Here is a 23,678-nt window from a genome sequence, read left to right as displayed (position 1 = left end):
AACGCCGCCATCCGCCCGTAAGTCAGGCGCATGAGCTTATCGGGGAATCGGTTCCTGACCCGTCGCCGCGCCCTGATCGCGGGGGCTGCGGCCGTGGGGGCGTCGGCGGTGGGATTGCGCGCCTGCGGCCGGTCCGAGGCGCCGGTGGACGAACAGGGCCGCGTGCGGTTGCGCTTCGCCCTGGACTGGCGGGCCCAGGCCGATCACGGCGGCTTCTATCAGGCCCTGGCCAGCGGCGCCTATGAGAAGCGCGGCCTGAACGTCCAGATCGTCCAGGGCGGGCCGGCGGTGAACGTGCCGCAACTGCTGGCCTCGGGGTCGGTCGAGCTGGGCATGGCCTCCAACAGCTTCACCCCGATGAACCTGGTCGCATCCGGCGCGCCGGTCCGGGCGGTCGCCGCCTTCTTCCAGAAGGATCCGCAGATCCTGATGGCCCACCCCGACGCCGCGCTTCGCGCCATCGCCGACCTGGCCGAGCGCCCGTTCCTGATCGCCCAGGCGGGGATCGAGACCTTCTGGGTCTGGCTGAAGGCGACCTATGGCTTCACCGACGCCCAGCTGCGGCCCTACGCCTATGACCCCGCCCCCTTCATCGCCAATGCGCGCGCGGTGCAGCAGGGGTTCCTGACCAGCGATCCCTATACGGTCGAGCAGGCGGCCGATTTCGATCCCGAGGTCTTCCTCCTGGCGGACGAGGGCTATCCATCCTACGGCGCCATCGTCCTGGCCCCCAACGCCTTCGCGCGCGACAATGCGGCGGCCCTGCGCAGCTTCATCGCCGGCTCGGCCGAGGGCTGGCGCGACTATATCCGGGGCGACGCCTCGGCTGGCGACGCCCTGATCCGTCGGGACAATCCCGACCTGAGCCAGGCCCAGCTGGACCAGGCGCGCGAGCGCTTGCGCGACAAGGCCGTGGTGGATGGTGGCGACGCCGCCCTCTATGGCCTGGGCGCCCTGACGGCCGAGCGCTGGCAGGCCTTCTTCGAGGTCACCTCTAAGGCGGGCGTCTATGAGCCCGGCCTGAACTGGCGCGACGCCTTCACCGACAACTATCTGCCTGGTCGGGGCTGACCTGCGCCGTTAGCGCGGGGTTAAGCGCTGACGCCTATCCTGATGGTTGGATAATCCAAGCCGGAGAGCCGCCTTGCGCCGCGCCCTCGTTCTCACGACCGTCCTGACAGCGGCCAGCGCCCTTGCCGGCGGCGCCGTCGCCCAGTCGGCGCCGACCAATGGCGCGGGGCTGCGCTATCTGTCCTGGCCCGGCAAGCCGCCGGTCGGCGCCCGCCTGGCGCCCGCCCCCGCGCCGATCCGCACGCCCGCCTCGCCCGAGGCCGCCCCGACCGTCGTCGCCGCCAGCCGCACCCTGCCCCTGGCGCGTCTGGCCCCGTCGCCCGCAGACACGCCGCCCTCCCCTGCGCTGTCGCCATCGCCCTCGCCTCGCCGAGGTCTGACGCCCGCCAGCGACTGGACCAACCCCCAGGCCGCCCGCAACGTCCCGCAAGCCTATCCGACCTTGGCCCCCGTTCGCCCCGCCGGGGCGCCCATCCCGCCTCCGGCCTCGACCGCCGCCGAAACGCCCGCCCCCGTTCCCTATCAGCCGGCCCCGCAGCCGGTCGCGGTCAGCCAGCCCCCGGCGCCTGGACCCACGCCTGCCGCCATGGCCGAAGCGCAACCCGTCCCGCCGCTCTCCCCCCAGCCCGCCCCCTCCCCCCAGCCCGCGCCCGCAGAGACGCCCGCCGTCCAGCCGACGCCCGACCAGACCCCGGCCGCCCAGGTCGCCGGACAGACCGCCGCCGACCCGATGGCCCCGCGCCGCGACGCCCCCATCTATCGTCTGATGCGACCCCAGAGCGGCGTCGCCCTGGACGGCGCGGCCGTCGCCGGCGCCCAGCAGGCGGCCCAGCTGCCGCCCGGCGAGCAGACCGCCCGCTACTATTCGGTCCACCGCCAGGCCGGCCGCCACCCGGACACCATCGTCACGCCCCAGCCGACCTATCTGGACGCCCTGCCCGTGCAGATGACCCAGACGCCCAAGTCCGACGACCTGGCCCAGCCCGACGGCCCGCCCGCCCTGATCCGCAACGCCAACGGCTCGCTGCGCGCCGTGCCGCAGACCCAGGCCGACGACCTTCCATGAGCGACACGTCCATGGTCGAGACCGCCGTCGTCTCGGCGTCGCGCCTGCCCGACCTGATCGCCCTGGCCGGCGAGGAATCCAGCGACAAGCGCCGCCTGCTGCTGCGCGAACTGACGAGCCACTTCTTCGGCGCCCCCGAGCACAGCCCGAGCGAGACCGCCCTGTACGGCGCCGTCCTGGCCAAGCTGTCCGCCGAAATGGAGCAGGCCGTGCGCGTCGAGCTGGCCGCCCGCTTCGCCCCCGCCGCCAATGCGCCGCACAGCCTGATCCGGCGCCTCGCCGATGACGAGCTGGAGGTGTCGGAGCCGGTCCTGCGCGCCTCTGCGGTCCTGACCGAGGACGACCTGATGCAGGTGGTGCGCCGGCGCAGCCAGGGTCATCTGCGCGCCGTGTCGGGCCGCGCCGTGGTGTCCGAGGCGGTGTCGGACATCATCGTCGAGCGCGGCGACGACGACACCCTGGGCGCCCTGTTGCGCAACGACGGCGCCCGCCTGTCGCGCGCGGCGTCCGAGACGGCCGTCGAACGGGCCAAGGCCAATCCCGCCCTGCACGCCGCCACCATCGAGCGCCAAAGCCTGCCGGTCGACCTGTTGAACGAGATGTATTTCGTCGTCGAGGCCCGGCTGCGTCACCAGATTCTGGAACAGAACGCGCGGATGGACCCCGAACTGCTGGAGGCGGCGCTGGCCGCCGGCCGCACCCGGGTCGCCACCGACGACGGCGCCCTGCCGGCCGACTACGCCGAGAACCTGGCCTATGTGAACGAACTGCACGCGGCCGGCCAACTGACGCCCCAGGTGCTGATCCGCTTCCTGCGCTCGAATGGTCGGACGCCCTTCCTGATCGCCCTGTCCAAGCTGGCGGACATCGACTTCCACACCGCGCGCGGCATCGTCGAGCGCAAGGATTTGGACGCCCTGTCCGTGGTCTGCAAGGCGGCCGACATGGACCGCGCCGTCTATCTGACCTACGCCGTCGCCGTGCTGGGGTCCGAGGACAATCCGATGGGCAAGGCCGCCGCCTATGGCCGGATGTACGGCGAACTGACCCGCGACGCCGCCCTGCGCACCCTGCGCTTCTGGCGGATGCGCCGCACGGCGCAGGCGGCGTAACGCACTACTGACTTCTCCCTCCCCCTGCGGGGGAGGGTGGCTGAGGCGCAGCCGAAGCGGGGTGGGGACGGCAGAGCGACGTCCCACGACACTTGGAGTTTCCGGCAAGCGCGCCCCTGCCGGGCCGCCCCCACCCGGTCGCTGCGCGACCACCCTCCCCGGAACGGGGAGGGAGAAGATTGTGCGCCCCCCCAAAACAAAAACGCCCGCCTCCTTTCGGAAGCGGGCGTCTCTATACCGAAAGGATCCGGCTTATTTCTTGACGCGCGGCGTGCGGGCCGGCTTGCGGCCGCCCTGGCCCAGGCCCATCGACTTGGCCAGTTCCGAACGCGCCTTGGCGTAGTTCGGAGCGACCATCGGGTAGTCTTTCGGCAGACCCCACTTGGCGCGGTATTCTTCGGGGCTCATGTCGTATTTGGTGCGCAGGTGGCGCTTCAGCGACTTGAACTTGCGGCCGTCTTCCAGGCAGATCAGGAAGTCGGGCGCGATCGACTTGCGGATCGGCACCGCCGGTTCCTTGGGTTCCGGCTCGGCCTCGACCGGGCCATTGGAAACGCCCGACAGGGCGGCGTGGATACTGGCGATAAGCGACGGCAGGGTCTCGGCCGAGACTGTATTGTTGCCCACATAGGCGGACACGATGTCTGCGGTCATCTCAAGCAGTTCGGGCTTATCTTCCATTCGCGTCTTCGCTTTCCTGATCTATTGCGTTCGACCGAACGTCCAGCCGAAACATCCTGCGTCGGGTAATAGAGTTATTCGGGTTCGAAAGCAAATCCGTACGTCATGACCGATCTATGCACGTTACTGCATATATCTGTAGTGGTGAAGCTCAGCGGCCGAAGTCTTCGGCCAGAACCATCATCGCCGCGCGTTCGGGCGCCGAATATTCGTCGACCACATCGTCCTCGCCGTCGCGTATGGCCCGTAACAGACTGGGCGTCAGCGCCGAGGACAGAGACCAGTTCCAGTAACGCAGAACCGTCTGCGCCCGGTCCACGGCCAGCATCTCATAGGTGATCTGCACCCGCTCCCAATCGGGATGCACGTGACCATCGGCCGTCGTCTCGGGCCGCCGCATCGAGCGCCACAGACTGGTCAGGTCGGCGCGCGACATACCCGTGGCCTTGCACAATATGGCCAGCGGCTCGCCGCCCGGATCGCCCAGCAGCTTGGCGCCCGTCAGCGGCTTGACCCCCGACAGGAAGGCGATCTCCGAAGCCGTCTCGCGCGTCAGCCCGTCGCGGCCGGCGACCATGACGGCCTGTTCCAGGCTGTCGAAGGGGCTCTTGGCGATGGCGCCGCGATTGCGCTGGCGCCGCTCGATGAACTGCAGGGCCTTGCGCGCCACCGGGTCGGACCAGTCCTCGGCCGCAGCCATGCCGAACACATCCTCGGACGCCTCCTGCATCACCTCGCGCGACACGGCGAACCGCTGCAGGATGGTGCGACGGTCGTCCGGCCCGCACCACCAGAACATGATATAGGCGCCCGACGGCCTCAGTTCGGGGCGTTTCAGCAAAAGGCCGCACAGGCCCGGCGACTGTCGGCTCAGGCCCACCACCGCCTCGATCCCCACCTGCGACAGGCGGGCGGTCGGGTTTCGCAGCACCGCCTCCATCACCGCCATCTCGCCGAAGGAGAACAGGGTCTCGGTCACGATCTCGGACAGGCCGCGCCGGGCCGCGATCAGAAGGCGATGGTCGGCGCTGGCGTCGCGCGCGCAGCCGACGATGAGGGCGTCGCTCAGGGACGCGCATTGTTCGATCAGAAGCCCGGCGATCTCCACCTCGTCGCGCAGCAGGATGCGCGCCACGCTGTTGGGCAGTTCGGCCAGGGGCGCCAGGCGGGCGGCGACGCGCCGACGCTCCTCGCGCGAGGCCAGACGCAGCATCTCCACCAGCAGATCGCCCGTCACCGCGCGTTCGAAGGCGTTGATCCGGCTGGCGGGCAGCGACACCACATCGGCCAGACGCCTCAGCAGCGCCCGGCGCGCCCGCAGCGGCGTGTCGCCGCCCTGCTCATGCCCGATCATGGCTGTCAGTTCGCCCATTCGCCCAATCTAGGCGCGAGCGGTTAACCGGGCGTGAGGGCCTCAGCTCTTGTTGATCACCACCACGATGGCCAGGATGACGAACAGGATCAACGCCAGGATGCGCGCGATCCACGGCGCGGCGACGAAGACGCCCAGAACGGTGAAGCCGCTTTTCACCGCCTCGGGCCGGGTCAGGGCCTGTTTGAACGTGCCGCCTTGGCCGCCCGCGATCGGATGGCCGCAGTTGGGACAGGCTACGGCCGCCTCGGACACCTGACGCGCGCAGGCCGGACAGGGGATCAGCGCCATGATCAACCCCCCGCCTGCGGGGTGATGCGGATTTCGACGCGCCGGTTCTTCTGACGGCCCGCCGGGTCGTCTGCGCCGTCCGGCCTGACGTTGGGCGCAACGGGGCGACGTTCGCCGAAGCCCTCTGCTTTCAGCGACCGGCCGGCGGGGCCTTGCAGCCGATCCGCCACAGCCCGCGCGCGTCTCAGCGACAGACCCTCGTTATAGGCGTCATCGCCTTTGGCGTCGGTATGGCCGCCGATGCTGACCTGGGCGCGCGGATAGCTTTTCAGCAGCTCGGCCGCCCGCGCCAGAGCCGGTTCCGCATCGGGTCGGATCGTGGCCTTGTCGAAGTCGAAAAGGACGTCGGCCGGCAGGTCGATCACGATGACGCCGTCGCTGCGCCGCGCATTCAGTTCGCTCAGCAGGGTGCGGGTCGTCTCCACCCGCTCGGGCGCGACCTCGGACGAGACGAAGACGCTCTGCAACTCGCTGTCCGGTCCCGCCTTGTCGAAGGTGGAGCGCGGGGTCTCCACCTTTTCGAAGGTGGACTTCATGCCGATGGCGCTGCCGCTCATCAGCCGCACGGTCAGGGCCGAGGCCGTGCAGGGCGCCAGACCGGCGGCCAGCAGGGCGGCCGCCATGGCGGGCGCATGCCGGCCCGTCATCCGGCGGCTCCTGCGCTCGCCGCCTGGGCCGTCAGCGGAATGGTCATGCGCAGAAACGGGCCGATGATGCTGTCCGACGTCGAACCCTCGTTGAACACCAGCGAGATCTGCGGCGTCCCCGCCGGAACGGCGCCCATGAAAACCAGGCGGCCGTTCATGGTGTCGCCCTTGACGATGTTCATGTTCGGATTGCCCTCGGGCGGCTTCAGACGCAGCTTCTGACCGTTGGGCAGTTCGATATAGGTGGCGGCGGTGGCCATCTCGACATTGTTGGTCATGTCGCTGGCGAAGGAGATGCTGACGTCCAGGATGGTGGCGTCCTCGGCCAGATCGACGTTCTTGACCCGCACCGTGGCCCCGACCTCGGTCACGCCCTGCACATCGACCGGCACGGTGCGGGTCTGGCGCGGCTGAGCGGTGACGGGGGTGTTGGCGGCGGCGGCGGCCTGCTGTTCGGGGGACATGGCGGCGTCGGCCTTGTCCTCGTTGTTCGAACAGGCGGCCAGGGCCAGGGCGGACACCCCGGCGGCGGCGATCAGGCGAAGGGCGACAGGCATGGAACGCTCCGGCGTTGTTGATCCAACGCGCGTCCGCCCGCCTCCCAAGCGGAGCCGCACGCGCGTCCGCTATCGAACACGCGAACGGCGAAAAGGCTCCGCTTGGCGATCGGTCGCTTTCCGACAGCGCCACGCGGCGGCGGCGTCGTCGGAAAGCGGAAAACAAGCGCCGACTAAAGGCCCTCGAACAGCGCCGTCGAAAGATAGCGTTCGGCGAAGGACGGGATCACCACCACGATGGTCTTGCCCGCATTCTCGTCGCGCGCCGCCAGCCGGAAGGCCGCCGTCAGGGCCGCGCCGGAGCTGATGCCGACCGGAATCCCCTCGACGCGGGCGGCCTTGCGCGCCATGTCGAAACTGTCGTCGTTGGACACCTGCTCCACCCCGTCCACGACCGAGGGGTCATAGATGGCGGGCACGAAGCCGGCGCCGATTCCCTGGATCTTGTGCGGTCCCGGCTGGCCGCCCGACAGCACAGGCGACGCCTCGGGCTCCACCGCGATCATCTGGACGGACGACTTTTTGGCCTTCAACGCCTGGCCGACGCCCGAGATGGTGCCGCCGGTGCCGACGCCCGCCACGATGATGTCCACGGCGCCGTCGGTGTCGTTCCAGATTTCCTCGGCCGTCGTCACCCGGTGGATGGCGGGGTTGGCCAGGTTCTCGAACTGCGAGGGGCTGATGGCGTTCGGGGTCGAATCCAGCAGTTCCTGGGCGCGGGCGATGGCGCCCTTCATCCCCTTCTCGGCCGGCGTCAGCTCCAGCTGCGCGCCCAGAAGGGCCAGCATCTTGCGCCGTTCGATCGACATGCTCTCGGGCATGCACAGGATCAGCTTCAGCCCCTTGGCGGCGGCGACGAAGGCCAGGGCGATGCCGGTGTTGCCGCTGGTGGGTTCGATCAGCACGGTGTTCTGGTCGATCTCGCCCGCCTGCTCCAGCGCCTCGACCATGGCCACGCCGATCCTGTCCTTGACCGAGGCGATGGGATTGAAGAACTCCAGCTTGGCCAGCACCGTGGCCTTGGCGCCGTATTCGGCCGACAGGCGCGGCAGGCGCACGAGCGGGGTGTCGCCGATGGTGTCGATGATCGAATCATACACCTTGCCCCGACCCTTCTTCAGGTGGCGGGCGGCGTCATAGCTGAAGTCGGACATGAGGAAGGTCTCCGTGAAACTGCGGCCCGTAACAGATAAGGCCTGAGGGCCCAGCGCAAGGGGCCGCGCACGATCATTTCTGCGCGAGACCTTCAGAGCGGCTGCCTTTCGACCGTCCGCCTCTAGCGCCCCAGCACCGCGCGAGCGGGGTCGAAGGCGACCACTTCGCGGATCACGATCATGCTCTTGAAGCCGCGCACGCCTTTTTCGGGGACCAATTCGCGAATGCCGAACGCCTCGTAATCCTGCATGGAGCGGACGGCGACGGTCAGCAGATAGTCGGTCTCGCCGGTCACGTCCCAGCAGCCCTGAACCTCGGGGCTGGCCTTCATGGCGCGCTGGAAGGCGTCCATCATCTTGCGGTCCTGGGTGTTCATCTCGACCTGGACATGAAGGACGATGCGCGGCTCGATCCGGGCCGGATCGATCATGGCCACGTCGCGCACGATCACCCCCTCGGCTCGCAGCCGCCGCAATCGCCGCAGCACCGCCGATTCCGACAGACCCACCGCCTCGGCCGTCACCCGCGCCGGTTCCTGATTGTTGCGACGGCCGCGATCCAGCAGCCTGTGGTCGAACGCATCCAGCGTGACGAAATTCGTCATTTGATACCCTTCTATGCCGGATTCAGCCGCATTCAGGCCGGAAATCGCCGGGAAGCGCAACCTTATTTGGGCTAGTCATCGGCCATGACCGCCGTGGCCCTGAAATCGCACCTGTCCTCGCCGCTGATGGCGCGGCTGATCCCCTATCTGGCGCTGTTCGGCGGCATGATGACGCTGGCGTGCGGCACCTCCTTCGCCAAGACCCTGTTCCCCGTGATCGGGGCGCAGGGAACGACCGCCTACCGGGTCGGTCTGTCGGCCGTCATTCTGGTCGCGGTGTTCCGGCCCTGGCGGTTCCGCCTGACGCGCGCCGATCTGGGCGCCGTGGCTATGTACGGCGTGGTGCTGGGGGCGATGAACCTCAGCTTCTACATGTCGCTGCGGACCATTCCGCTGGGGCTGGCCATCGCCATCGAGTTCATGGGACCGCTGACCCTGGCGCTGCTGCATTCGCGCAAGGCCGTGCACTTCGTCTGCATCGGCTTCGCCGTCCTGGGCCTGGGGCTGCTGCTGCCGCTGAAGACCGGCGTGGGCGCGCTGGATCCGGTGGGAATGGGTTTGGCCGCATTCGCCGGCCTGTGCTGGGCGCTGTATATCGTGTTCGGCAAGCGGCTGTCGCACCTGCACGCCGGACAGTCGGTGGCCCTGGGCATGAGCGTGGCGGCCCTGGTCGTCGTGCCGTTCGGCGTGGCCCACGCCGGTATGGCCCTGCTGAACCCGGCCATCGTGCTGGCGGGCGTGGCCGTGGCGATCTTCTCCAGCGCCCTGCCCTATTCGCTGGAGATGGTGGCCCTTCGCGCCATTCCCAAACGCACCTTCGGCGTGGTGTTGAGCGCCGAACCGGCCGTCGGCGCCCTGGCCGGCCTGATCATCCTGCACGAGCATCTGACGGGACAGCAATGGCTGGCCATCGCCGCCATCGTCGCCGCCTCCGTCGGCGCCATCGCCACGACGCGCGAGCCGCAGACAGGGCCGGAGCCGGTTTAGTTTCGTCCTAAGGGCGCCGCAAAATGACGGCTGAAAGCCGCCTCAGAACTCCTCCCATCCGTCGCTGACGGTCGCCGTCGCCGCGCTTCCGGTGGCGTAGGCGCGGATGCGGGCGCGTTCGCGAGCCAGGGGAATGGGGCCGGCGCCGCGCGACAGATCGTGGACGCGCGGCGGGGCCTCTCCTGTCTCGAACCGTTCGACCAGTTGCGCCAACTGGTCCGTCTCGGTCTTCAGGCTGATCGCCGCCGCCGTGGTCTGTTCCACCATCGCGGCGTTCTGCTGCGTGACCTGATCCATCTGGTTGACGGCGCTGTTGACCTGGCTGAGGCCGGTCGCCTGTTCCTGGGCCGAGGCGGCGATTTCGGAGACCAGGGCGTCCATCTCGGCCACCTTGACGGCGATGGCCGCCAGCGCCGCGCCGGTTTCATTCACCAGTCGAACCCCGTGCGAGACCTCCTGGCCCGAGGTGGTGATCAGGGTCTTGATCTCCTTGGCGGCGTCGGCCGAACGCTGCGCTAGGGCGCGGACCTCTGACGCCACCACGGCGAAGCCGCGGCCCGCCTCGCCTGCGCGGGCCGCCTCCACCCCGGCGTTCAGGGCCAGCAGATTGGTCTGGAAGGCGATCTCGTCGATCACTCCGATGATGTCGCTGATCTGGGTCGAGCTGCGCTTGATGCCGTCCATGGCCTCCACGGCCTGACGCACGACCTCGGACGAGCGATCCGCCTCGGCGCGGGCGCCGGCGGCGGCGGTCGAGGCCTGACGGGCGCCGTCCGCGCTGCGTTTGACGGTGGCGGTGATCTGATCCAGCGCCGCCGCCGTCTCCTCCAGACTGGCCGCCTGCTGTTCGGTGCGGCGCGACAGGTCGTCCGAGGCGCCGGAGATTTCGCCCACCCCGCCGCGCAAGGCCGTGATGGCCCCCAACGCCTGGCCCAGGGTCTGGCGCAGGCTTTCGACCGCCGCATTATAGTCGTCGCGCACCCGCAGATGCGCCCCCTCGACCGGCGCGTCGATCCGCGCGGTCAGGTCGCCCGCCGACAGGCGCGCCAGCACTCCGGCCAGGGCCTCGACCAGAACGGTCTGGGCCTGTTCGGCGGCGATCCGCGCCGTCTCGCGCCGGGCCGCCTCCTGCTCCTGTTCGGTGATGTCGATGGCCAGTTTGATCACCTTCACCGGCCGCCCATCGGGACCGAAGACCGGGTTGTAGGACGCCTGCAGCCAGACCTCGCGCCCGCCCTTGGCCAGCCTGCGAAACTTGCGCGCCAGGAACCGGCCGGCGTTCAGTTCGCGCCAGAAGGCGGCGTATTCCGGCGAGGCCGCCTCAACCGGATCCATGAACTGCCGGTGATGCGCGACCCGTATTTCATCCAGACTGTAGCCCATGGTGGTCAAAAGGTTCTGATTGGCGTCGATGATCACGCCGTCCAGACTGAACTCGATCACCGCCTGGGATCGGCCGATGGCGGCCATCTTCCCATCCAGATCGGCCAAGCGGTCCTGCATCTGCACACGGGCCCGATGCGGCTTTGCGAACATGGTTCCACCCCTTCGCGATCAGCGAGCCCCCGCCCGCCTCGGTTGCAAGGTTGACACCCAATTGGTTTCGGAAGTCTTTCGCCCTTGAGTTGCATACCGCACACAACTCGCGTTACTGCAAAGGTTGGAATGGAAACCGACTTCATCGGTCGTTAACCACGATGGCCCATCTGATCGAGGTCTGTTCCTGGGGCCGTCCGCTTGCGTAATCTCGTCGCCGCCGTCGAAGCGATCGACCCGCTGGTCGTCACCGGCAAGGTGGCGGGCGTGTCGGGCCTGCTGATCGAGTCGCGGGGCGGCCTGTCGCGTCTGGCGGTCGGGGCGCGGGCCGAGATCGGCCGGCGCGGCCATGACCCCCTCCCGGCCGAAGTCGTCGGCTTTCGCGATTCCAAGGCCCTGCTGATGCCCTTCGGCCCGGTCGAGGGCGTGCCCCCCGGCGCCGACATCAGGATCATCGAGACCGCAGCCAGCGTGCGCCCCACCACCGCCTGGCTGGGCCGGATCATCGACGCCTTCGGCCAGCCGATCGACGGCAAGGGCCCCCTGCCTCAGGGGCCGGCGCCCTATCCGTTGCGCGCACCCCCGCCGCCCGCCCATTCCCGCGGCCGGGTCGGAGAGCGTCTGGACCTGGGCGTGCGCGCGATGGATGTCTTCACCACCACCTGCCGGGGCCAGCGGCTGGGCATCTTCGCCGGGTCGGGCGTGGGCAAGTCGGTGCTTTTGTCCATGCTGGCCAAGGAGGCGACCTGCGACGCCGTCGTCGTCGGTCTGATCGGCGAACGCGGCCGCGAGGTGCGCGAGTTCGTGGAAGAGACCCTGGGCGAAGAGGGGCTGAAACGCGCCGTCGTGGTGGTCGCCACCAGTGACGAACCGGCCCTGAAACGGCGCCAGTCCGCCTATATGACCATGGCCATCGCCGAGTTCCTGCGCGATCAGGATCTGGAGGTGCTGTGCCTGATGGACAGCGTCACCCGATTTGCGATGGCCCAGCGCGAGATCGGTCTGGCGGCGGGCGAGCCCCCGACCACCAAGGGCTATACGCCCACCGTCTTCACCGAACTGCCCAAGCTGCTTGAACGCGCCGGGCCTGGGCCGATCCGGCCGGACGGCACGACGGCGGCGCCCATCACCGCCCTGTTCACCGTTCTGGTGGATGGCGGCGACCATGACGAGCCGATCGCGGACGCCGTGCGCGGTATTCTGGATGGCCACATCGTCATGGACCGCAAGATCGCCGAGCGCGGGCGGTTCCCCGCCATCGACGTGCTGAAATCCGTCAGCCGCACCCTGCCCGGCTGCCAGACCCCGCCCGAGCGCGAACTGAACAAGCGGGCGCGCCAATGTCTGTCGGCCTATGCGAACATGGAGGAGCTGATCAAGATCGGCGCCTACCGCACCGGCGCCGATCCCATCGTAGACCGCGCCATCGCCCTGAACCCCGCGCTGGAGGATTTCCTGGGTCAGGACAAGGACGACGCCACCCGTCTTTCCGATTCCTTTACCCGGCTGGAAGCAATCCTCAATCAAGGCATGATCAGAGAGTGACGACGAAATGACCGCTTGGGCTCAATCCCTGATCCGCATCTCCAACTACGAGGTCGAGACGCTGCAGAAGCGCCTGGCCGAGATCGCCGAACGCCGCGCCGGCGCCGAGGTGCGCATCGCCGTTCTGGACGCCGAGGCCGAGGCCGAACGGGACCGCGCCCGCCTGGACGCCGAAGCCGCCCTGATGCTGGGCGCCTATCTGAACGGCTGGAAGGCCAGGAAGACCCAGGCCGAGGGCGACCTGTCGGTGCTGGACGCCGAGGAAGCCGGCGCCCGCGACGCCCTGACCGGCGCCTTCGAAGAGCTGAAGAAGTTCGAACACGTCGCCGAAACCACCCGCCTGAACCAGCTGGTCGCCATCGCCAAGCGCGAAACCGCCGCCTTCGACGAATTGGGTCTGCGGAAACGTGCGGTCTGACTCCAAAGATCCTCCCTCGCATGGCGGGGGAAGGGGACCGCGCGTAGCGTGGTGGAGGGGGCGGACGTCGCACGAACCGTCGACATTAGAACATGCTCATCAGGCTGACAGTCTACCTGAGGCCGCCCCCTCCACCGCTTCGCGGTCCCCCTCCCCCGTTCCGCTGCGCTTCTCGGGGGAGGATCTTACCCGTCGCACCGTCCTCGCCGCCCCTCTGGCCCTCGCCGCCTGCGACCGCTTCGCCTCGGCCGAGGCGACGCCGCCGAACGTTCGGCCGCTGAAATCCGTCGCCCCCGCCCCCTTCGGCGCGGCGATCAAGGCCAGCCAGATCGACGACCCGGACTGGGTCGCGCTGGCCCGCGCCAATGCCTCCCAACTCACGCCCGAGTGGGAGATGAAGATGGAATATATCCTGGCCGACGGCCTGGATCGCCCCAACTTCGATCGCTCGGACCGCATCGCCGCCTTCGCCCAGGCCAACGCCATGGCCCTGCACGGCCACACCCTGATCTGGTACGCGCAAGGGAAAGAGGCGTTCGAGGGCCTGTCCGGCCCCGCCTTCGACCGGGCCTTCGACGGCTATATCGCAACCACGGCCGGTCGTTATCGCGGCAAGGTCCGCAGCTGGGACGTGGTCAACGAGCCGATCCTGGACGACGGGTCGGGGATGCGCGACTGCCACTGGAGCGCCCGTTACGGCCACGACGGCTATATCCTGCGCGCCTTCGAAAGGGCGCGCGCCGCCGATCCGAAAGCCCTGCTTTTCCTCAACGAGTACAATCAGGAAAGCGTGCCGGCGAAGGGCGCGCAGTTCCTGAAACTGGTCGAGCGGTTGCTGAAAGCGGGCTGCCCGCTGCAGGGACTGGGGCTGCAATCCCACCTGTGGATCGACATCAAGCCGGGCGTGATCGCCGCCTTCATGCGCGAGGCCGCCCAGTTCGGCCTGCCGATCCATGTGTCTGAGCTGGACTGCACCCTGCGCACCGAGGACCGGCTGGACTTCCGCAGTCAGGCCGAACGCCTGACCGCCCAGGGGGCGCGCGTGACCGAACTGGCCCACGCCTTCGCCGCCCTGCCCGAGGCCCAGCAGTTCGCCTTCACCACCTGGGGCCTGCGCGACACCGACAGCTGGTATCGCCAGGGCGAAAAGGACGACGGCAAGGACAAGCCCCTGCCCTTCGACAGCTTCGGCCGTCCCAACCCGATGGCGGCGGCCATCGCTGCGGGGTTCAGGACCCCAGCCTGATCGGAAGGCGGCCGGTCGTCCGACGACGGCCTGGCGTTTTTTCGACGGCGTGCATCCGCAAGGCCCCCTCGCCGCCTCTTGTTGAAAGCGTCAGCGTGGCGCGTTCAGGAGAGACCGCCTTGCCCCATTCGCCCGTCGCCCCACGCACCACCGCCCGCCTGCTGGTCGCCGTCGGCACGCTCGCCCTCGCCTTCGGTCCCTTGGCGGCAAATCAGGCCAAGGCCCAGGACGTCGGGCGCATGGATCAGGTCGTGCGCGCCTCCAGCGACGCCGACGCCTTTTCGGGCGCCGTCCTGGTCGCGCGCGACGGCCGCATCCTGCTGGATCAGGGCTACGGCCTGGCCAATCGCGAGTGGAACATCCCCAACGACGGGGATGTGAAGTTCCGCCTGGGGTCCCTGTCCAAACAGTTCACCGCCGTCGCCGTCATGCTGTTGAACCAACAGGGCAAGCTCGACCTGGACGCGCCGATCAAGACCTGGCTGCCCGACGCCCCGGCCGCCTGGGACGCGATCACCCCGCGCCATCTGCTCAGCCACACGGCGGGCGTGCCGAACTTCACCGCCTTTCCCGACTATCAGGATTTGAAGACGCGGCCGTCGACGCTGGAGCAGTTGATCGCCCGGTTCCGCGACCGCCCGCTGAACTTCGCGCCCGGCTCGCGCTTCGCCTATTCCAACTCGGGCTATGTGTTGCTCAGCGCCATCGTCGAGGCGGCTGGCGGCCAGACCTACGCCGACTTCGTGACCGCCAACCTGTTCCAGCCGCTGGGCATGAACGACAGCGGCTATGACCGCCATGAGGTCGTCCTGCCCCGCCGGGCCTCGGGCTATGCGCCGGGCGCCGACGGGGTCGTCAACGCCGACTATGTGGACATGAGCATCCCGACCGGCGCCGGCGCCCTGTATTCAACGACCCACGACCTGCTGAAGTGGGAACAGGGTCTGTTCGGCGGCCGGCTTCTGAACGCCCAGTCCCTGACCGCCCTGACGACGCCCGTTCGCGACGGCTACGCCATGGGCCTGATCGTCAGCGAGTCCGATGGCCGGCGCCTGGTCTGGCACAATGGCGCCATCGAGGGCTTCAACACCTATATGGCCTATGATCCGGGCGACCGGACTGCCGTGATCGTGTTGGGCAATCTGAACGGCGAGGCGCCGGACAAGCTGGGCGCGGCCCTGGTCGCCCTGGCCCGCGGCGGGACCGTCACCCTGGCCAGCGAGCGCCGCGCCGTCGCCGTGTCGCCCGAGGCGCTGAGGGCCTATGAGGGCGTCTACGCCCTGTCGCCCGCCTTCGCCCTGACCGTGTCGGTCGTGGACGGCAAGCTGACGGCCCAGGCCACGGGCCAGAAGGCGTTCGAACTGACGGCGGAGGCCGAGGACGCCTTCTACCTGACCGCCGTCGACGCCCAGATCACCTTCACCCGCGACGCGACCGGCGCCGTCCATGGACTGGTCCTGCACCAGGGCGGCCGCGACATGCCGGCCAGGCGGCAGTAGGCGAAACGCAAAAACGCCCGCCGTTTCCGGCGGGCGTTTCGAAATCGGCAGATCGAAAAACGATCAGGCGGCGACGGTGACGACGCTCTCGGACGGGTCGCGCAGGACGTAGCCGCGGCCCCAGACGGTTTCGATGTAATGCTTGCCGTCGGCGGCGGTGGCCAGCTTCTTGCGCAGCTTGCAGATGAAGACGTCGATGATCTTCAGCTCGGGCTCGTCCATGCCGCCGTACAGGTGGTTCAGGAACATTTCCTTGGTCAGGGTCGTGCCCTTGCGCAGGGAGAGCAGCTCCAGCATCTGGTATTCCTTGCCGGTCAGATGCACGCGGTGACCGTTCACCTCGACCGTCTTGGCGTCCAGGTTCACGGCGATCTCACCAGTGTGGATGATGGCCTGGGCGTGGCCCTTGGAGCGGCGGACCACGGCGTGGGTGCGCGCGATCAGCTCGTCCTTGTGGAAGGGCTTGGTCATGTAGTCGTCGGCGCCGCCGCCGAAGGTCTTGACCTTGGTTTCGATCTCGTGGCTGCCCGACAGGATCATGACGGGGGTGTTGACCTTGCCCACGCGCAGCTGGCGCAGGACCTCAAGGCCGCTCATGTCCGGCAGGTTCAGGTCAAGAAGAATGAGGTCGTAGTCATAGATCTTGCCCAGATCGATGCCTTCTTCGCCCAGGTCGGTCGTGTAGACGTTGAAGCCTTCCGACTTCAGCATCAGTTCGATGCTTTGGGCAGTTGCGTGATCGTCTTCAATCAACAGGACGCGCATTCGTGCCCCTCCAGGCCATAGCTTTGCGGTAACCACCCTGACGCACGGCCGGGGTAACCTTGTTCGCAGGTTAAGACGTGAAAACCTTAAGAAGGGTTAACGTCATTCGATTGAGTCGAATCTAGGCTGATTTGCGAATCGCCGTCGAGTAGCCGGAGTCAACGATTCGAAATTTATTAACCATGTTCCCAGCCAAGCCACGCGGGACGTGAACGACGCCCGCCGCTATCCAGCGCATCGCCCATCTCACAACCTCAAGGCGGTTAAGGCGCCACGACCGATTTTGACGTCGAATAGGTTTTTATTCCTACCACGATGTCGGGACGCCTTATGGTGTCGGCGTCGGAGTTCAGAAGAACAGGGAGGCGTTCGCCGTGGAGGAGTATATCGTGCCGGTCAGCGAGGAGGACCGGATCAAGGCCGGGCTGGCCGTGCATCTGGTCGCCGTGCGCACCGGGGCCCTGCCGTCGCAGATGATGGGAAAGGGCCGGATGAATCCGCGCATGGCCCGTCCGCGCTGGCTGGCCATGTATCTGTCGCACATCGCCTTCGGCTGGACGCTGGAGCGGGTCAGCCACGTCTTCGGCGTCAATCGGGCCAGCGCCGGGGCCGCCTGTCGCTGGGTCGAGGACGAACGCGAACGCCGGCCGGTCGACGATCTGCTGAGCGAGTTGGAGACCTGCATCCAGACCCTGTATCAGCCGCCCGTAATGGACCTGGCCCGATGAGCCGCATCGTGGAGCGGGCGCGCAGCCTGATGAACCGCCCCGACGCCTGGCTGGCCCCCAGCGGCGACGGCGACGGCTATGCGCTGCGGCTGTCGGCGGATCGGCGCAGTCGGATCAGCCTGACGCTGAACGAGGCCGAGTTCCGCGCCCTGATCGAAAGGCCCGGTCTGCGCGCGCGGCCCGGCGGCGGCTGGCAGGCCCGGCCCGAGGGAGAGACGGCGGCTTCGCCTCCGCCCGGCCGACCGGGCATGGTCCTGGGCGAACGGGACCTGATCCAGCCCGACGGTCGGGTGGCGCGACGGGCGGCCAATCTGGGCGAAAGCCCCATCGCCTGGCTGGCGCGGCGAAAGGACGTCTCGGGCCGCCCCTGGCTGACGCCGGCCGAGGCGGCGGCGGGGGAGCGTCTGCGGCGCGAAGCCGAGTTCGCCCTGCGCGGCCCGTCCCTGACCATGCGCTGGGACGCCCTGCCGACGTCCGGCGCCGGAACCGCCGCGCGGCTGGAGCCCAGCGACCGCGCCCTGTCGGCCGGGCGTCGGGTGGAGGCGGCGCTGGCGGCGGTCGGCCCGCGCCTGCGTCCGATGCTGAACCGCATCTGCATCCATGGCGACAGCCTGCAACTGGCCGAAACCGGGCTGGGCCTGCGTCGCCGCCAGGGCAAGACGGTGCTGAAACACGCACTCCAGGCCCTGGCCGAACATTATGGCATCGGGGTCTAGAGGTATTTCATCCAGGGCTGGCCGCTGGTCCGCTTGATCCGGCCGAACCAGCGGCAGGCGAACCAGCACGGGAGGGCGACGACGGCCGCCAGCGCCCAGAGCCAGCCCACGCCCGGCACCGCGAACCCATCGCCCTGATTGGCCCCGAACACCGCCAGCGCCGCCAGTTGCAGCATATGCAGGCCGTAGAGGTGGATCAGATAGAAGAACAGCGGGGCCGCGCCGAACACGGCCAATAGACCGACCAGCCGATCCGACGCCCGCTCCAGCCCCGCCAGCAGCAGGGCGCCACCACCCAGGGTCAGCAGGATGAAATCGGCCGACGGCGGATATTTGGTCAGGTTCAGCACGCTCATCGCCGTCTGCAAGGGCGTCGCCTGCACGGCCCAAGGCGTCGGATCGCCATACAGGTTGATCGCGCGAAGGACCGCGAACAGGGCCAGGGCCGAAAGGCCGGTCGCCGCCAGACGCTTCAGGCGCGCGGCTTGCGCCCCCGCGAACCAGGGACCGACCCCGTAGCCCAGGGCGATGACGCCGATCCACGGCAGCAACGGATAGGAGGTCCGGGCCTGTTCGACCCCCAGTCCCAACCCGGACAGGTCGATGAAGCCCCGGTCGTGCAGGATGGCCCAGATCGCATGGCCCGGCTGACCCGGCTGAACGCTGATCGCGTCAAGCAGATTGTGGCCCAGCACGATCGCCAGGCCCACCGCGATCAGGGCCGGGCGCGGCAGATGCGCCAGACCCGCCAGGGCGATCATCGACAGGCCGATGACCCAGATCACCTGCAGATAGATGGTCTGCGGCGTCAGGGAGAAGGTCCAGGCGAAACTGACCACCGTCAGCTCCAGCGCCACCAGGAACAGGCCGCGCTTCAGCAGAAAGCCCGAGGCGGCCCGCGCCCGGTTCCCGCCCGCCGCGGTCTTGTCCGCATAGAGCCAGGCCGCCAGTCCCGTCAGGGCGACGAAAACCGGAGCGCACAGGTGGGCCGACAGCCGGGTGAAGAACAGGCCGGGCGTCGTCGCCGACACGTCCATCGGGTCCAAGACCTGGGCGTGAATGAAGAAGAACTCCCGCGCATGATCGACCAGCATCAGCAGGATCACCAGTCCCCGCAGGGCGTCGATGGAGCGGATGCGCGCCCCGACGCCGGCGGCGGCGCGGGATCGGGCCACGGCGCGGCGCGGGGCGGAAGGCGAAAGCGTTGCGGCGGTTGACAGCGTCATGCCCGAGCGGATAGCCGATATAGTATAACGTTTCAAACGGAGCCTGACTTGTCCCTGCTTTCGAGCTGCGCCGGCGCCTGCCTGCTGGCCGCCGCCCAACCGCCTGTCGCCCCTGCGCCGGAGGCGGCTGTCGAACCGGCCGCCCTGGGCGAAATCGTCGTCCTGGGCCGTCGCACGGCGCCGCGCGACCGCACCCTGGGCGCCGGGCGCGACACCCAGACCATGTCCCCGTCCAGCCGCTCGATCGAGAACGACCTGATCCTGGCCGTCGGCGCCACCCGCCTGGTCGACGCCCTGGAGCTGGTCAGCGGCGTCAGTCAGCAGAACAACCGCGGCGGGGTGATGGACAATTTCGCCATCCGCGGCTTCCTCGGCACGCCGGACGGCGGGGCGGAATATTACGTTGACGGCTTCCTGGCCAATCGCGGCATGGCCCCGCCCCGCGACCCGGTCACGGCCGAACGGATCGAGGTGCTGAAGGGCCCGTCCGGCGCCCTGTTCGGCGACATCGATCCGGCGGGCCGCATCAATCTGGTGTCCAAGACGCCCAAGTTCGCGACCGCCGCCGTCTTCACCGGAACCGTCGGGTCCTTCGGTCTGAGACGCGGCGAACTGGACCTGACCGGCCCGATCACCGAGGAACTGGCCGGGCGGATCGTCCTGGCGGGCGAGACCAGCACGGGCTGGCGCGATCATGTCGGCCTGGACCGCACCGTGGTCGCGCCGTCCCTGACCTGGCGGCCCAACGCCGATCTGCGCCTGACCTATGTGGGAGAGTTCACCACTTTCACCACCTTGTTCGACCGGGGGATGCCCGCGATCAAAGGCGACGCCCTGGCCCTGCCGGAATCGAACTACTACGGCGAGCCGGGCGACGGCCAGACCCGGTTCCGCAACGAACGGCATCAAATCACGGGCGAATACGCCCTGAACGGCGCTTGGAGCCTGAACGGCGGGATCGCCTGGCGCGGCGGCTCGCTGCGTGGCCTGTCCAGCGATCAGTCGCGCCTGGTCGACGATCAGCTGTGGCGCCAGCGTCGGGGCCGCGACTTCAGCGTCGAGGACCTGTCGGCGCGGCTGGAGTTGAACGGCGCGGTCGCGACCGGCCTGGGCGTCCACAACCTCGCCTTCGGGCTCAAGGGCTACAAGCTGACCTATGGAGAGAAGTGGCTGCGGATCAATCCGACGGCGGCCAACCCCTATCCGATCAATGTCTTCAACCCGGTCTATGGCGCGGTTCCGGCGCCCGCGCCCCTGCCCTTCACCGACAATCTGGAGACGCGCGAGGTCGTGACCCTGTACGCCCAGGACCTGTGGGAGGTGAACGACCGCCTGAGCCTGTCGGCGGGCCTGCGGCTGGACGACTACAGCCAGAGCATCCGCAACAATCGCACCGGCGCGTTGGGTGAGGCGGCGGACACGCCGTTCGATTATCGCTTCGCCGCCCGATACCGCCTGACCGACACCATCACCGCCCACGCCAGCTATGGCCGGTCGTTCGTGCTGAACTCAGGCACGGGCCGCAACGGCGCGGGCTTCGCGCCCGAAAAGGGCCAGGGCTATGAGATCGGCCTGGCCGGCGCCTGGGAGGGACTGGACCTCGCCGCCACTGTCTTCGACATCGAGAAGTCGAACATCTTGACCACCGAACCCTATGACTCGACTGTTCTGGATCCCGGCAACTACCTGGCGCCAGTCGGCAAGCTGACCACGCGAGGGATCGAGCTGGACGGGTCGCTGAAGATCGACAACGCTTGGCAGGTGGTCGCCAACTACAGCTGGACCGACGCCAAGGCCGACGACAGCCGGTTCGCCAGCGACGCCGTGCTGAACGTGCCCGAACACTCGGGTTCGTTGTTCGTGATCGGCCGGTTCGCCACCCCGCACGGCACGGACTGGTCCTTCATGGCCGGCGCATCCTATGTCGGCGAGCGGGCCGGCGGTCTGGCGCTGGGCGCGCCCGAACTGCCCGCCTACTGGAAGGCCAAGGCGGCGCTGGACTATGGGCTGACCCGCCAGGTCACGGCGCGGGTCGAGGTCGACAACCTGTTCGACGAGCGATACGCCGCCAGCTCCTACAGCGCCCTGTGGATCTTCCCCGGCGCGCCGCGCAGCGTGCGCGCCTCGCTGAGGGTCGCGCTGTAACCTTCACCCCGCCGCCAGCGCCGCCTCCCTGATCCGCCCCACCATGCTGTTCAGGCCGTTGGCGCGCTGGCGGGTCAGGGCCGAGGGCAGGCCCAGGCGGTCCAGGGCGGCCCTGGAGTCGAAGGCCAGGATTTCGGACGGCGTGCGCCCGGAATACAGTTTCAGCAACAGGGCGATATTGCCCTTGGACAGGGCGCTGTCGCTGTCGGCGGCGAACCACAGGCGGCCGTCCGCAGCCATCACGGCCAGCCATACCTGGGCCGCGCAGCCCGGCACCTTGTTGGCCTCGACACGGTCGGCCTCGTCCAGCGGAGCCAGCCCCTTGCCCAGTTCGATCACATATTCGATCCGCTGCTCCCAATCGCCCAGCAGGTCGAAATCCTCGGCCAGTTCGGCCAGAGTCTGATCCAGGCTTTCGGTCGGGGGCGTGCGGGCGCTTGCGGTCATGGGCGCTGGATAGGCCGCCCGGCCGTTAACGACAACCGGCCGTTTTGTCCCCGGATATTCATGGTGAACGCCGCCATGGGGTTCGCCTGAGGGGGGAGCGGCCTCGCACCGACTCAAGGCGGGGACTAATCTGGGATCAGACAGAACACCGGCCCGACCGATTGACACCCTTCCCTCGCCACCGCTTCCAGGACGACCCGCGCCCGCCGCCGCAAGACGCCCAGACGGGCGCGCCGCTGGTGGCGCTGTGGCACGCCGTCTGGGCCGTGGCGGTCAGCCTGACGGCCTTGTCGGCCCAGATGGCGGGCAGCCTGCATAACGGGCCGCTGGCGGCGCTGCTGACCATGGCCCTGCCCGGAGTGCTGGGGGTGGCGCTGATGGTGCGCGACACCCTGGCGCTGCGCCTGACGATCATGGTCGCCTGGATGGTCGCGGCGACGGCGGCGGCGGGCCTGACCGGGGGCGTCACCGGCGCCCTGCCGGGCCTGGTCGTCCTGCCGCTGGCGGCCGGGGTGGCCCTGGATCACGAACGGAACGGCCGCGACGGCCTGACCTGGCTGGGGGTGGGCGGCCTGCTGCCGCCGCTGTTCAGCGGCCTGACGTCCAGTTGGCTGAACGGGCCGGAGGCGCAAGAACCGCTGCTGGCCGCCGCCTCGGCCTTCCTGGCCCTGGGCGCCGTGGGATCGGCCCTTCGCCTGACCTGGGGCCAGCGGCGGCTGCGGCTGATCGAGGCGCAGGACCAGGCCGACCGCATCGCCGCCCTGCTGCACGACCAGCCCGGCCTGACCCTTCTGCTGGAGCCGTCGGGCCATGCGGTCGCGACCTGGGGCGCCGCCCCGCCCGCCCTGTCGGTTCCGGCCCTGATCGACCAGGGGCTGGTGGCCAGCGCCCACGCGCCCGACCGGCCGGCCGTCGCCGCCGCCCTGTCGCGCGCCCTGTCGGGCCAGCCGGCCGAGGTGCAGTTCAGCCCGCGCAGCGCCCTGGACCGCCGCGTCATCCTGATCGTGGCGCCCTTCCATGATCCGGCCGCCAGCCGCCCCCGCCTGATCGCCCAGGCGTTCGACGGCACGGCCCAGTTCGCCCGCGAACTGGGGCTGGAGACCGCCCGCGTCGAGGCCGAGGCCCAGTCCGCCGGCAAGACCCGCTTCCTGGCCAATATGAGCCACGAACTGCGCACGCCGCTGAACGCCGTTCTGGGCTTCGCCGACATCATGCGCCAGCGCCTGTTCGGCCCCCTGCCCGACCGCTACGCCGGTTACGCCGACGCCATCCACCAGGCGGGCGGCCACCTGCTGGACCTGATCAACGACGTCTTGGACCTGTCCAAGATCGAGGCCGAACGCTATCAGCTGGCCGTCGCCGAGTTCGACGCGCGCGACGCCGTATCGGCCGCCGTCGCCCTGGTCCGGCTGCAGGCCGACGACAAGGGCGTGGATCTGGCCGCCGTCCTGTCGGCCGAACCGCTGAAGGTGCGCGCCGACGCCCGCGCCCTGAAGCAGATGGCGCTGAACCTGCTGTCCAATGCGGTCAAGTTCACCCCGGCCGGCGGCTCCGTCACCCTGACGCTGGACGCGGACGGCCCGGACCTGGAACTGGCGGTGTCGGACACCGGCGTCGGCATCGCCCCCGAAGACCTGAAACGCCTGGGCCGCCCCTTCGAACAGGCCGGCGGCGCCGACCAGAAGGCCCAAGGCACGGGCCTGGGCCTGTCCTTGGTCCGCAGCCTGACCGAACTGCACGGCGGCCGCATGACCATCGACAGCACCCTGGGCGAGGGCGCGGCGGTGCTGATCCGGTTGCCGGTGATGGTGGGCGCCGAACAGCCCAAGGCGACGCCCCCTCGCATCCTCGCCGAGACCTGACC

The 23,678-nt window shown here is 69.0% G+C and carries 23 protein-coding genes; 12 read left to right on the top strand and 11 right to left on the bottom strand.

Annotated elements, in window-relative coordinates:
- Positions 1-30 precede the first annotated feature (30 nt).
- The 3 genes from ACYX4P_RS06535 to ACYX4P_RS06525 all read left to right on the top strand — a co-directional run bounded on the left by ACYX4P_RS06535 (position 31) and on the right by ACYX4P_RS06525 (position 3,249).
- Positions 31-1,071, top strand: coding sequence for an ABC transporter substrate-binding protein (locus tag ACYX4P_RS06535; RefSeq protein WP_248117686.1), 1,041 nt, complete (start codon positions 31-33; stop codon positions 1,069-1,071).
- Positions 1,072-1,144: 73 nt separating this feature from the next.
- A complete protein-coding gene (locus ACYX4P_RS06530; protein WP_248117688.1) occupies positions 1,145-2,137 on the top strand; it encodes a hypothetical protein in 993 nt (330 codons plus the stop codon).
- Positions 2,134-3,249, top strand: a complete 1,116-nt coding sequence (locus ACYX4P_RS06525) for a DUF2336 domain-containing protein (RefSeq protein WP_248117690.1) — start codon at positions 2,134-2,136, stop codon at positions 3,247-3,249. Before ACYX4P_RS06530 ends, ACYX4P_RS06525 begins: the two co-directional genes overlap by 4 nt.
- A gap of 252 nt (positions 3,250-3,501) precedes the next feature.
- On the opposite strand, the gene ACYX4P_RS06520 is transcribed toward ACYX4P_RS06525, so the two are convergent.
- The 7 genes from ACYX4P_RS06520 to ACYX4P_RS06490 all read right to left on the bottom strand — a co-directional run bounded on the left by ACYX4P_RS06520 (position 3,502) and on the right by ACYX4P_RS06490 (position 8,556).
- The gene (locus ACYX4P_RS06520; RefSeq protein WP_248117692.1) at positions 3,502-3,930 is read right to left on the bottom strand and encodes a Ros/MucR family transcriptional regulator; all 429 of its coding nucleotides are present in this window, start codon (positions 3,928-3,930) and stop codon (positions 3,502-3,504) included.
- 151 nt (positions 3,931-4,081) lie between these two features.
- On the bottom strand, positions 4,082-5,302 hold the full coding sequence (locus ACYX4P_RS06515) for a DUF2336 domain-containing protein (RefSeq protein WP_292046513.1): 1,221 nt from the start codon (positions 5,300-5,302) through the stop codon (positions 4,082-4,084).
- 42 nt (positions 5,303-5,344) lie between these two features.
- Entirely contained in the window at positions 5,345-5,593 is a 249-nt protein-coding gene (locus tag ACYX4P_RS06510; protein ID WP_248117696.1) for a hypothetical protein, read from the bottom strand.
- Between the two features lie 2 nt (positions 5,594-5,595).
- On the bottom strand, positions 5,596-6,240 hold the full coding sequence (locus tag ACYX4P_RS06505; RefSeq protein WP_248117698.1) for an OmpA family protein: 645 nt from the start codon (positions 6,238-6,240) through the stop codon (positions 5,596-5,598).
- On the bottom strand, positions 6,237-6,797 hold the full coding sequence (locus ACYX4P_RS06500) for a hypothetical protein (RefSeq protein WP_248117700.1): 561 nt from the start codon (positions 6,795-6,797) through the stop codon (positions 6,237-6,239). Before ACYX4P_RS06500 ends, ACYX4P_RS06505 begins: the two co-directional genes overlap by 4 nt.
- Before the next feature lie 173 nt (positions 6,798-6,970).
- Positions 6,971-7,951, bottom strand: coding sequence for a cysteine synthase A (gene cysK, locus ACYX4P_RS06495; protein WP_248117702.1), 981 nt, complete (start codon positions 7,949-7,951; stop codon positions 6,971-6,973).
- 122 nt (positions 7,952-8,073) lie between these two features.
- Positions 8,074-8,556 (bottom strand): Lrp/AsnC family transcriptional regulator, encoded by a 483-nt coding sequence (locus ACYX4P_RS06490; protein ID WP_476070228.1) that lies wholly within the window; start codon positions 8,554-8,556, stop codon positions 8,074-8,076.
- Positions 8,557-8,640: 84 nt separating this feature from the next.
- Here ACYX4P_RS06490 and ACYX4P_RS06485 point away from each other — a divergent pair, with 84 nt between their 5' ends.
- Positions 8,641-9,543: an EamA family transporter gene (locus ACYX4P_RS06485; RefSeq protein ID WP_248117706.1), complete on the top strand. Its 903-nt coding sequence runs from the start codon at positions 8,641-8,643 to the stop codon at positions 9,541-9,543.
- 42 nt (positions 9,544-9,585) lie between these two features.
- Here ACYX4P_RS06485 and ACYX4P_RS06480 read toward each other — a convergent pair whose 3' ends face one another.
- Entirely contained in the window at positions 9,586-11,079 is a 1,494-nt protein-coding gene (locus ACYX4P_RS06480) for a methyl-accepting chemotaxis protein (protein WP_248117708.1), read from the bottom strand.
- Between the two features lie 201 nt (positions 11,080-11,280).
- Between ACYX4P_RS06480 and fliI the strand changes: the two genes are divergently transcribed.
- The 4 genes from fliI to ACYX4P_RS06460 all read left to right on the top strand — a co-directional run bounded on the left by fliI (position 11,281) and on the right by ACYX4P_RS06460 (position 15,787).
- Positions 11,281-12,624, top strand: a complete 1,344-nt coding sequence (gene fliI, locus ACYX4P_RS06475; RefSeq protein ID WP_248117710.1) for a flagellar protein export ATPase FliI — start codon at positions 11,281-11,283, stop codon at positions 12,622-12,624.
- A gap of 7 nt (positions 12,625-12,631) precedes the next feature.
- The gene (locus ACYX4P_RS06470; protein ID WP_248117712.1) at positions 12,632-13,042 is read left to right on the top strand and encodes a flagellar export protein FliJ; all 411 of its coding nucleotides are present in this window, start codon (positions 12,632-12,634) and stop codon (positions 13,040-13,042) included.
- A complete protein-coding gene (locus ACYX4P_RS06465) occupies positions 13,032-14,288 on the top strand; it encodes an endo-1,4-beta-xylanase (RefSeq protein ID WP_248117713.1) in 1,257 nt (418 codons plus the stop codon). Before ACYX4P_RS06470 ends, ACYX4P_RS06465 begins: the two co-directional genes overlap by 11 nt.
- A gap of 119 nt (positions 14,289-14,407) precedes the next feature.
- On the top strand, positions 14,408-15,787 hold the full coding sequence (locus ACYX4P_RS06460; protein ID WP_292046523.1) for a serine hydrolase: 1,380 nt from the start codon (positions 14,408-14,410) through the stop codon (positions 15,785-15,787).
- A 63-nt stretch (positions 15,788-15,850) separates the two neighbouring features.
- On the opposite strand, the gene ctrA is transcribed toward ACYX4P_RS06460, so the two are convergent.
- A complete protein-coding gene (gene ctrA / locus ACYX4P_RS06455) occupies positions 15,851-16,552 on the bottom strand; it encodes a response regulator transcription factor CtrA (protein ID WP_135193504.1) in 702 nt (233 codons plus the stop codon).
- Between the two features lie 374 nt (positions 16,553-16,926).
- Between ctrA and ACYX4P_RS06450 the strand changes: the two genes are divergently transcribed.
- Positions 16,927-17,280, top strand: a complete 354-nt coding sequence (locus ACYX4P_RS06450; RefSeq protein WP_248117717.1) for a chromosomal replication initiator DnaA — start codon at positions 16,927-16,929, stop codon at positions 17,278-17,280.
- Positions 17,277-17,996 (top strand): DUF6456 domain-containing protein, encoded by a 720-nt coding sequence (locus ACYX4P_RS06445; RefSeq protein WP_248117719.1) that lies wholly within the window; start codon positions 17,277-17,279, stop codon positions 17,994-17,996. The genes ACYX4P_RS06450 and ACYX4P_RS06445 overlap by 4 nt, the downstream gene beginning before the upstream one ends.
- Here the strand turns inward: ACYX4P_RS06445 and ACYX4P_RS06440 are convergent.
- Complete coding sequence (locus ACYX4P_RS06440) at positions 17,993-19,222, bottom strand: acetyltransferase domain-containing protein (protein WP_248117721.1); 1,230 nt, start codon at positions 19,220-19,222, stop codon at positions 17,993-17,995. The genes ACYX4P_RS06445 and ACYX4P_RS06440 overlap by 4 nt on opposite strands.
- Before the next feature lie 48 nt (positions 19,223-19,270).
- On the opposite strand from ACYX4P_RS06440, the gene ACYX4P_RS06435 reads away from it, so the two are divergent.
- A complete protein-coding gene (locus tag ACYX4P_RS06435; RefSeq protein WP_248117722.1) occupies positions 19,271-21,367 on the top strand; it encodes a TonB-dependent receptor in 2,097 nt (698 codons plus the stop codon).
- 3 nt (positions 21,368-21,370) lie between these two features.
- On the opposite strand, the gene ACYX4P_RS06430 is transcribed toward ACYX4P_RS06435, so the two are convergent.
- Positions 21,371-21,814: a SufE family protein gene (locus ACYX4P_RS06430; RefSeq protein ID WP_248117723.1), complete on the bottom strand. Its 444-nt coding sequence runs from the start codon at positions 21,812-21,814 to the stop codon at positions 21,371-21,373.
- A gap of 299 nt (positions 21,815-22,113) precedes the next feature.
- On the opposite strand from ACYX4P_RS06430, the gene ACYX4P_RS06425 reads away from it, so the two are divergent.
- Positions 22,114-23,676, top strand: coding sequence for a sensor histidine kinase (locus tag ACYX4P_RS06425; RefSeq protein WP_476070255.1), 1,563 nt, complete (start codon positions 22,114-22,116; stop codon positions 23,674-23,676).
- Positions 23,677-23,678: the final 2 nt, after the last annotated feature.

Source organism: Brevundimonas sp. ABV4_179 (assembly GCF_056311945.1).
The sequence above is the reverse complement of the archived record's forward strand: the minus strand, read 5'-3'. Positions and strand labels throughout refer to the sequence as shown.

Coding starts and splice junctions, on each gene's coding strand:
- ACYX4P_RS06535 (WP_248117686.1), top strand. CDS start 31: ATGAGCTTATCGGGGAATCGGTTCCTGACCCGTCGCCGCGCCCTGATC.
- ACYX4P_RS06525 (WP_248117690.1), top strand. CDS start 2,134: ATGAGCGACACGTCCATGGTCGAGACCGCCGTCGTCTCGGCGTCGCGC.
- ACYX4P_RS06520 (WP_248117692.1), bottom strand. CDS start 3,930: ATGGAAGATAAGCCCGAACTGCTTGAGATGACCGCAGACATCGTGTCC.
- ACYX4P_RS06515 (WP_292046513.1), bottom strand. CDS start 5,302: ATGGGCGAACTGACAGCCATGATCGGGCATGAGCAGGGCGGCGACACG.
- ACYX4P_RS06510 (WP_248117696.1), bottom strand. CDS start 5,593: ATGGCGCTGATCCCCTGTCCGGCCTGCGCGCGTCAGGTGTCCGAGGCG.
- ACYX4P_RS06505 (WP_248117698.1), bottom strand. CDS start 6,240: ATGACGGGCCGGCATGCGCCCGCCATGGCGGCCGCCCTGCTGGCCGCC.
- ACYX4P_RS06500 (WP_248117700.1), bottom strand. CDS start 6,797: ATGCCTGTCGCCCTTCGCCTGATCGCCGCCGCCGGGGTGTCCGCCCTG.
- cysK (WP_248117702.1), bottom strand. CDS start 7,951: ATGTCCGACTTCAGCTATGACGCCGCCCGCCACCTGAAGAAGGGTCGG.
- ACYX4P_RS06490 (WP_476070228.1), bottom strand. CDS start 8,556: ATGACGAATTTCGTCACGCTGGATGCGTTCGACCACAGGCTGCTGGAT.
- ACYX4P_RS06485 (WP_248117706.1), top strand. CDS start 8,641: ATGACCGCCGTGGCCCTGAAATCGCACCTGTCCTCGCCGCTGATGGCG.
- ACYX4P_RS06480 (WP_248117708.1), bottom strand. CDS start 11,079: ATGTTCGCAAAGCCGCATCGGGCCCGTGTGCAGATGCAGGACCGCTTG.
- ACYX4P_RS06470 (WP_248117712.1), top strand. CDS start 12,632: ATGACCGCTTGGGCTCAATCCCTGATCCGCATCTCCAACTACGAGGTC.
- ctrA (WP_135193504.1), bottom strand. CDS start 16,552: ATGCGCGTCCTGTTGATTGAAGACGATCACGCAACTGCCCAAAGCATC.
- ACYX4P_RS06445 (WP_248117719.1), top strand. CDS start 17,277: ATGAGCCGCATCGTGGAGCGGGCGCGCAGCCTGATGAACCGCCCCGAC.
- ACYX4P_RS06440 (WP_248117721.1), bottom strand. CDS start 19,222: ATGACGCTGTCAACCGCCGCAACGCTTTCGCCTTCCGCCCCGCGCCGC.
- ACYX4P_RS06430 (WP_248117723.1), bottom strand. CDS start 21,814: ATGACCGCAAGCGCCCGCACGCCCCCGACCGAAAGCCTGGATCAGACT.
- ACYX4P_RS06425 (WP_476070255.1), top strand. CDS start 22,114: ATGGCGGGCAGCCTGCATAACGGGCCGCTGGCGGCGCTGCTGACCATG.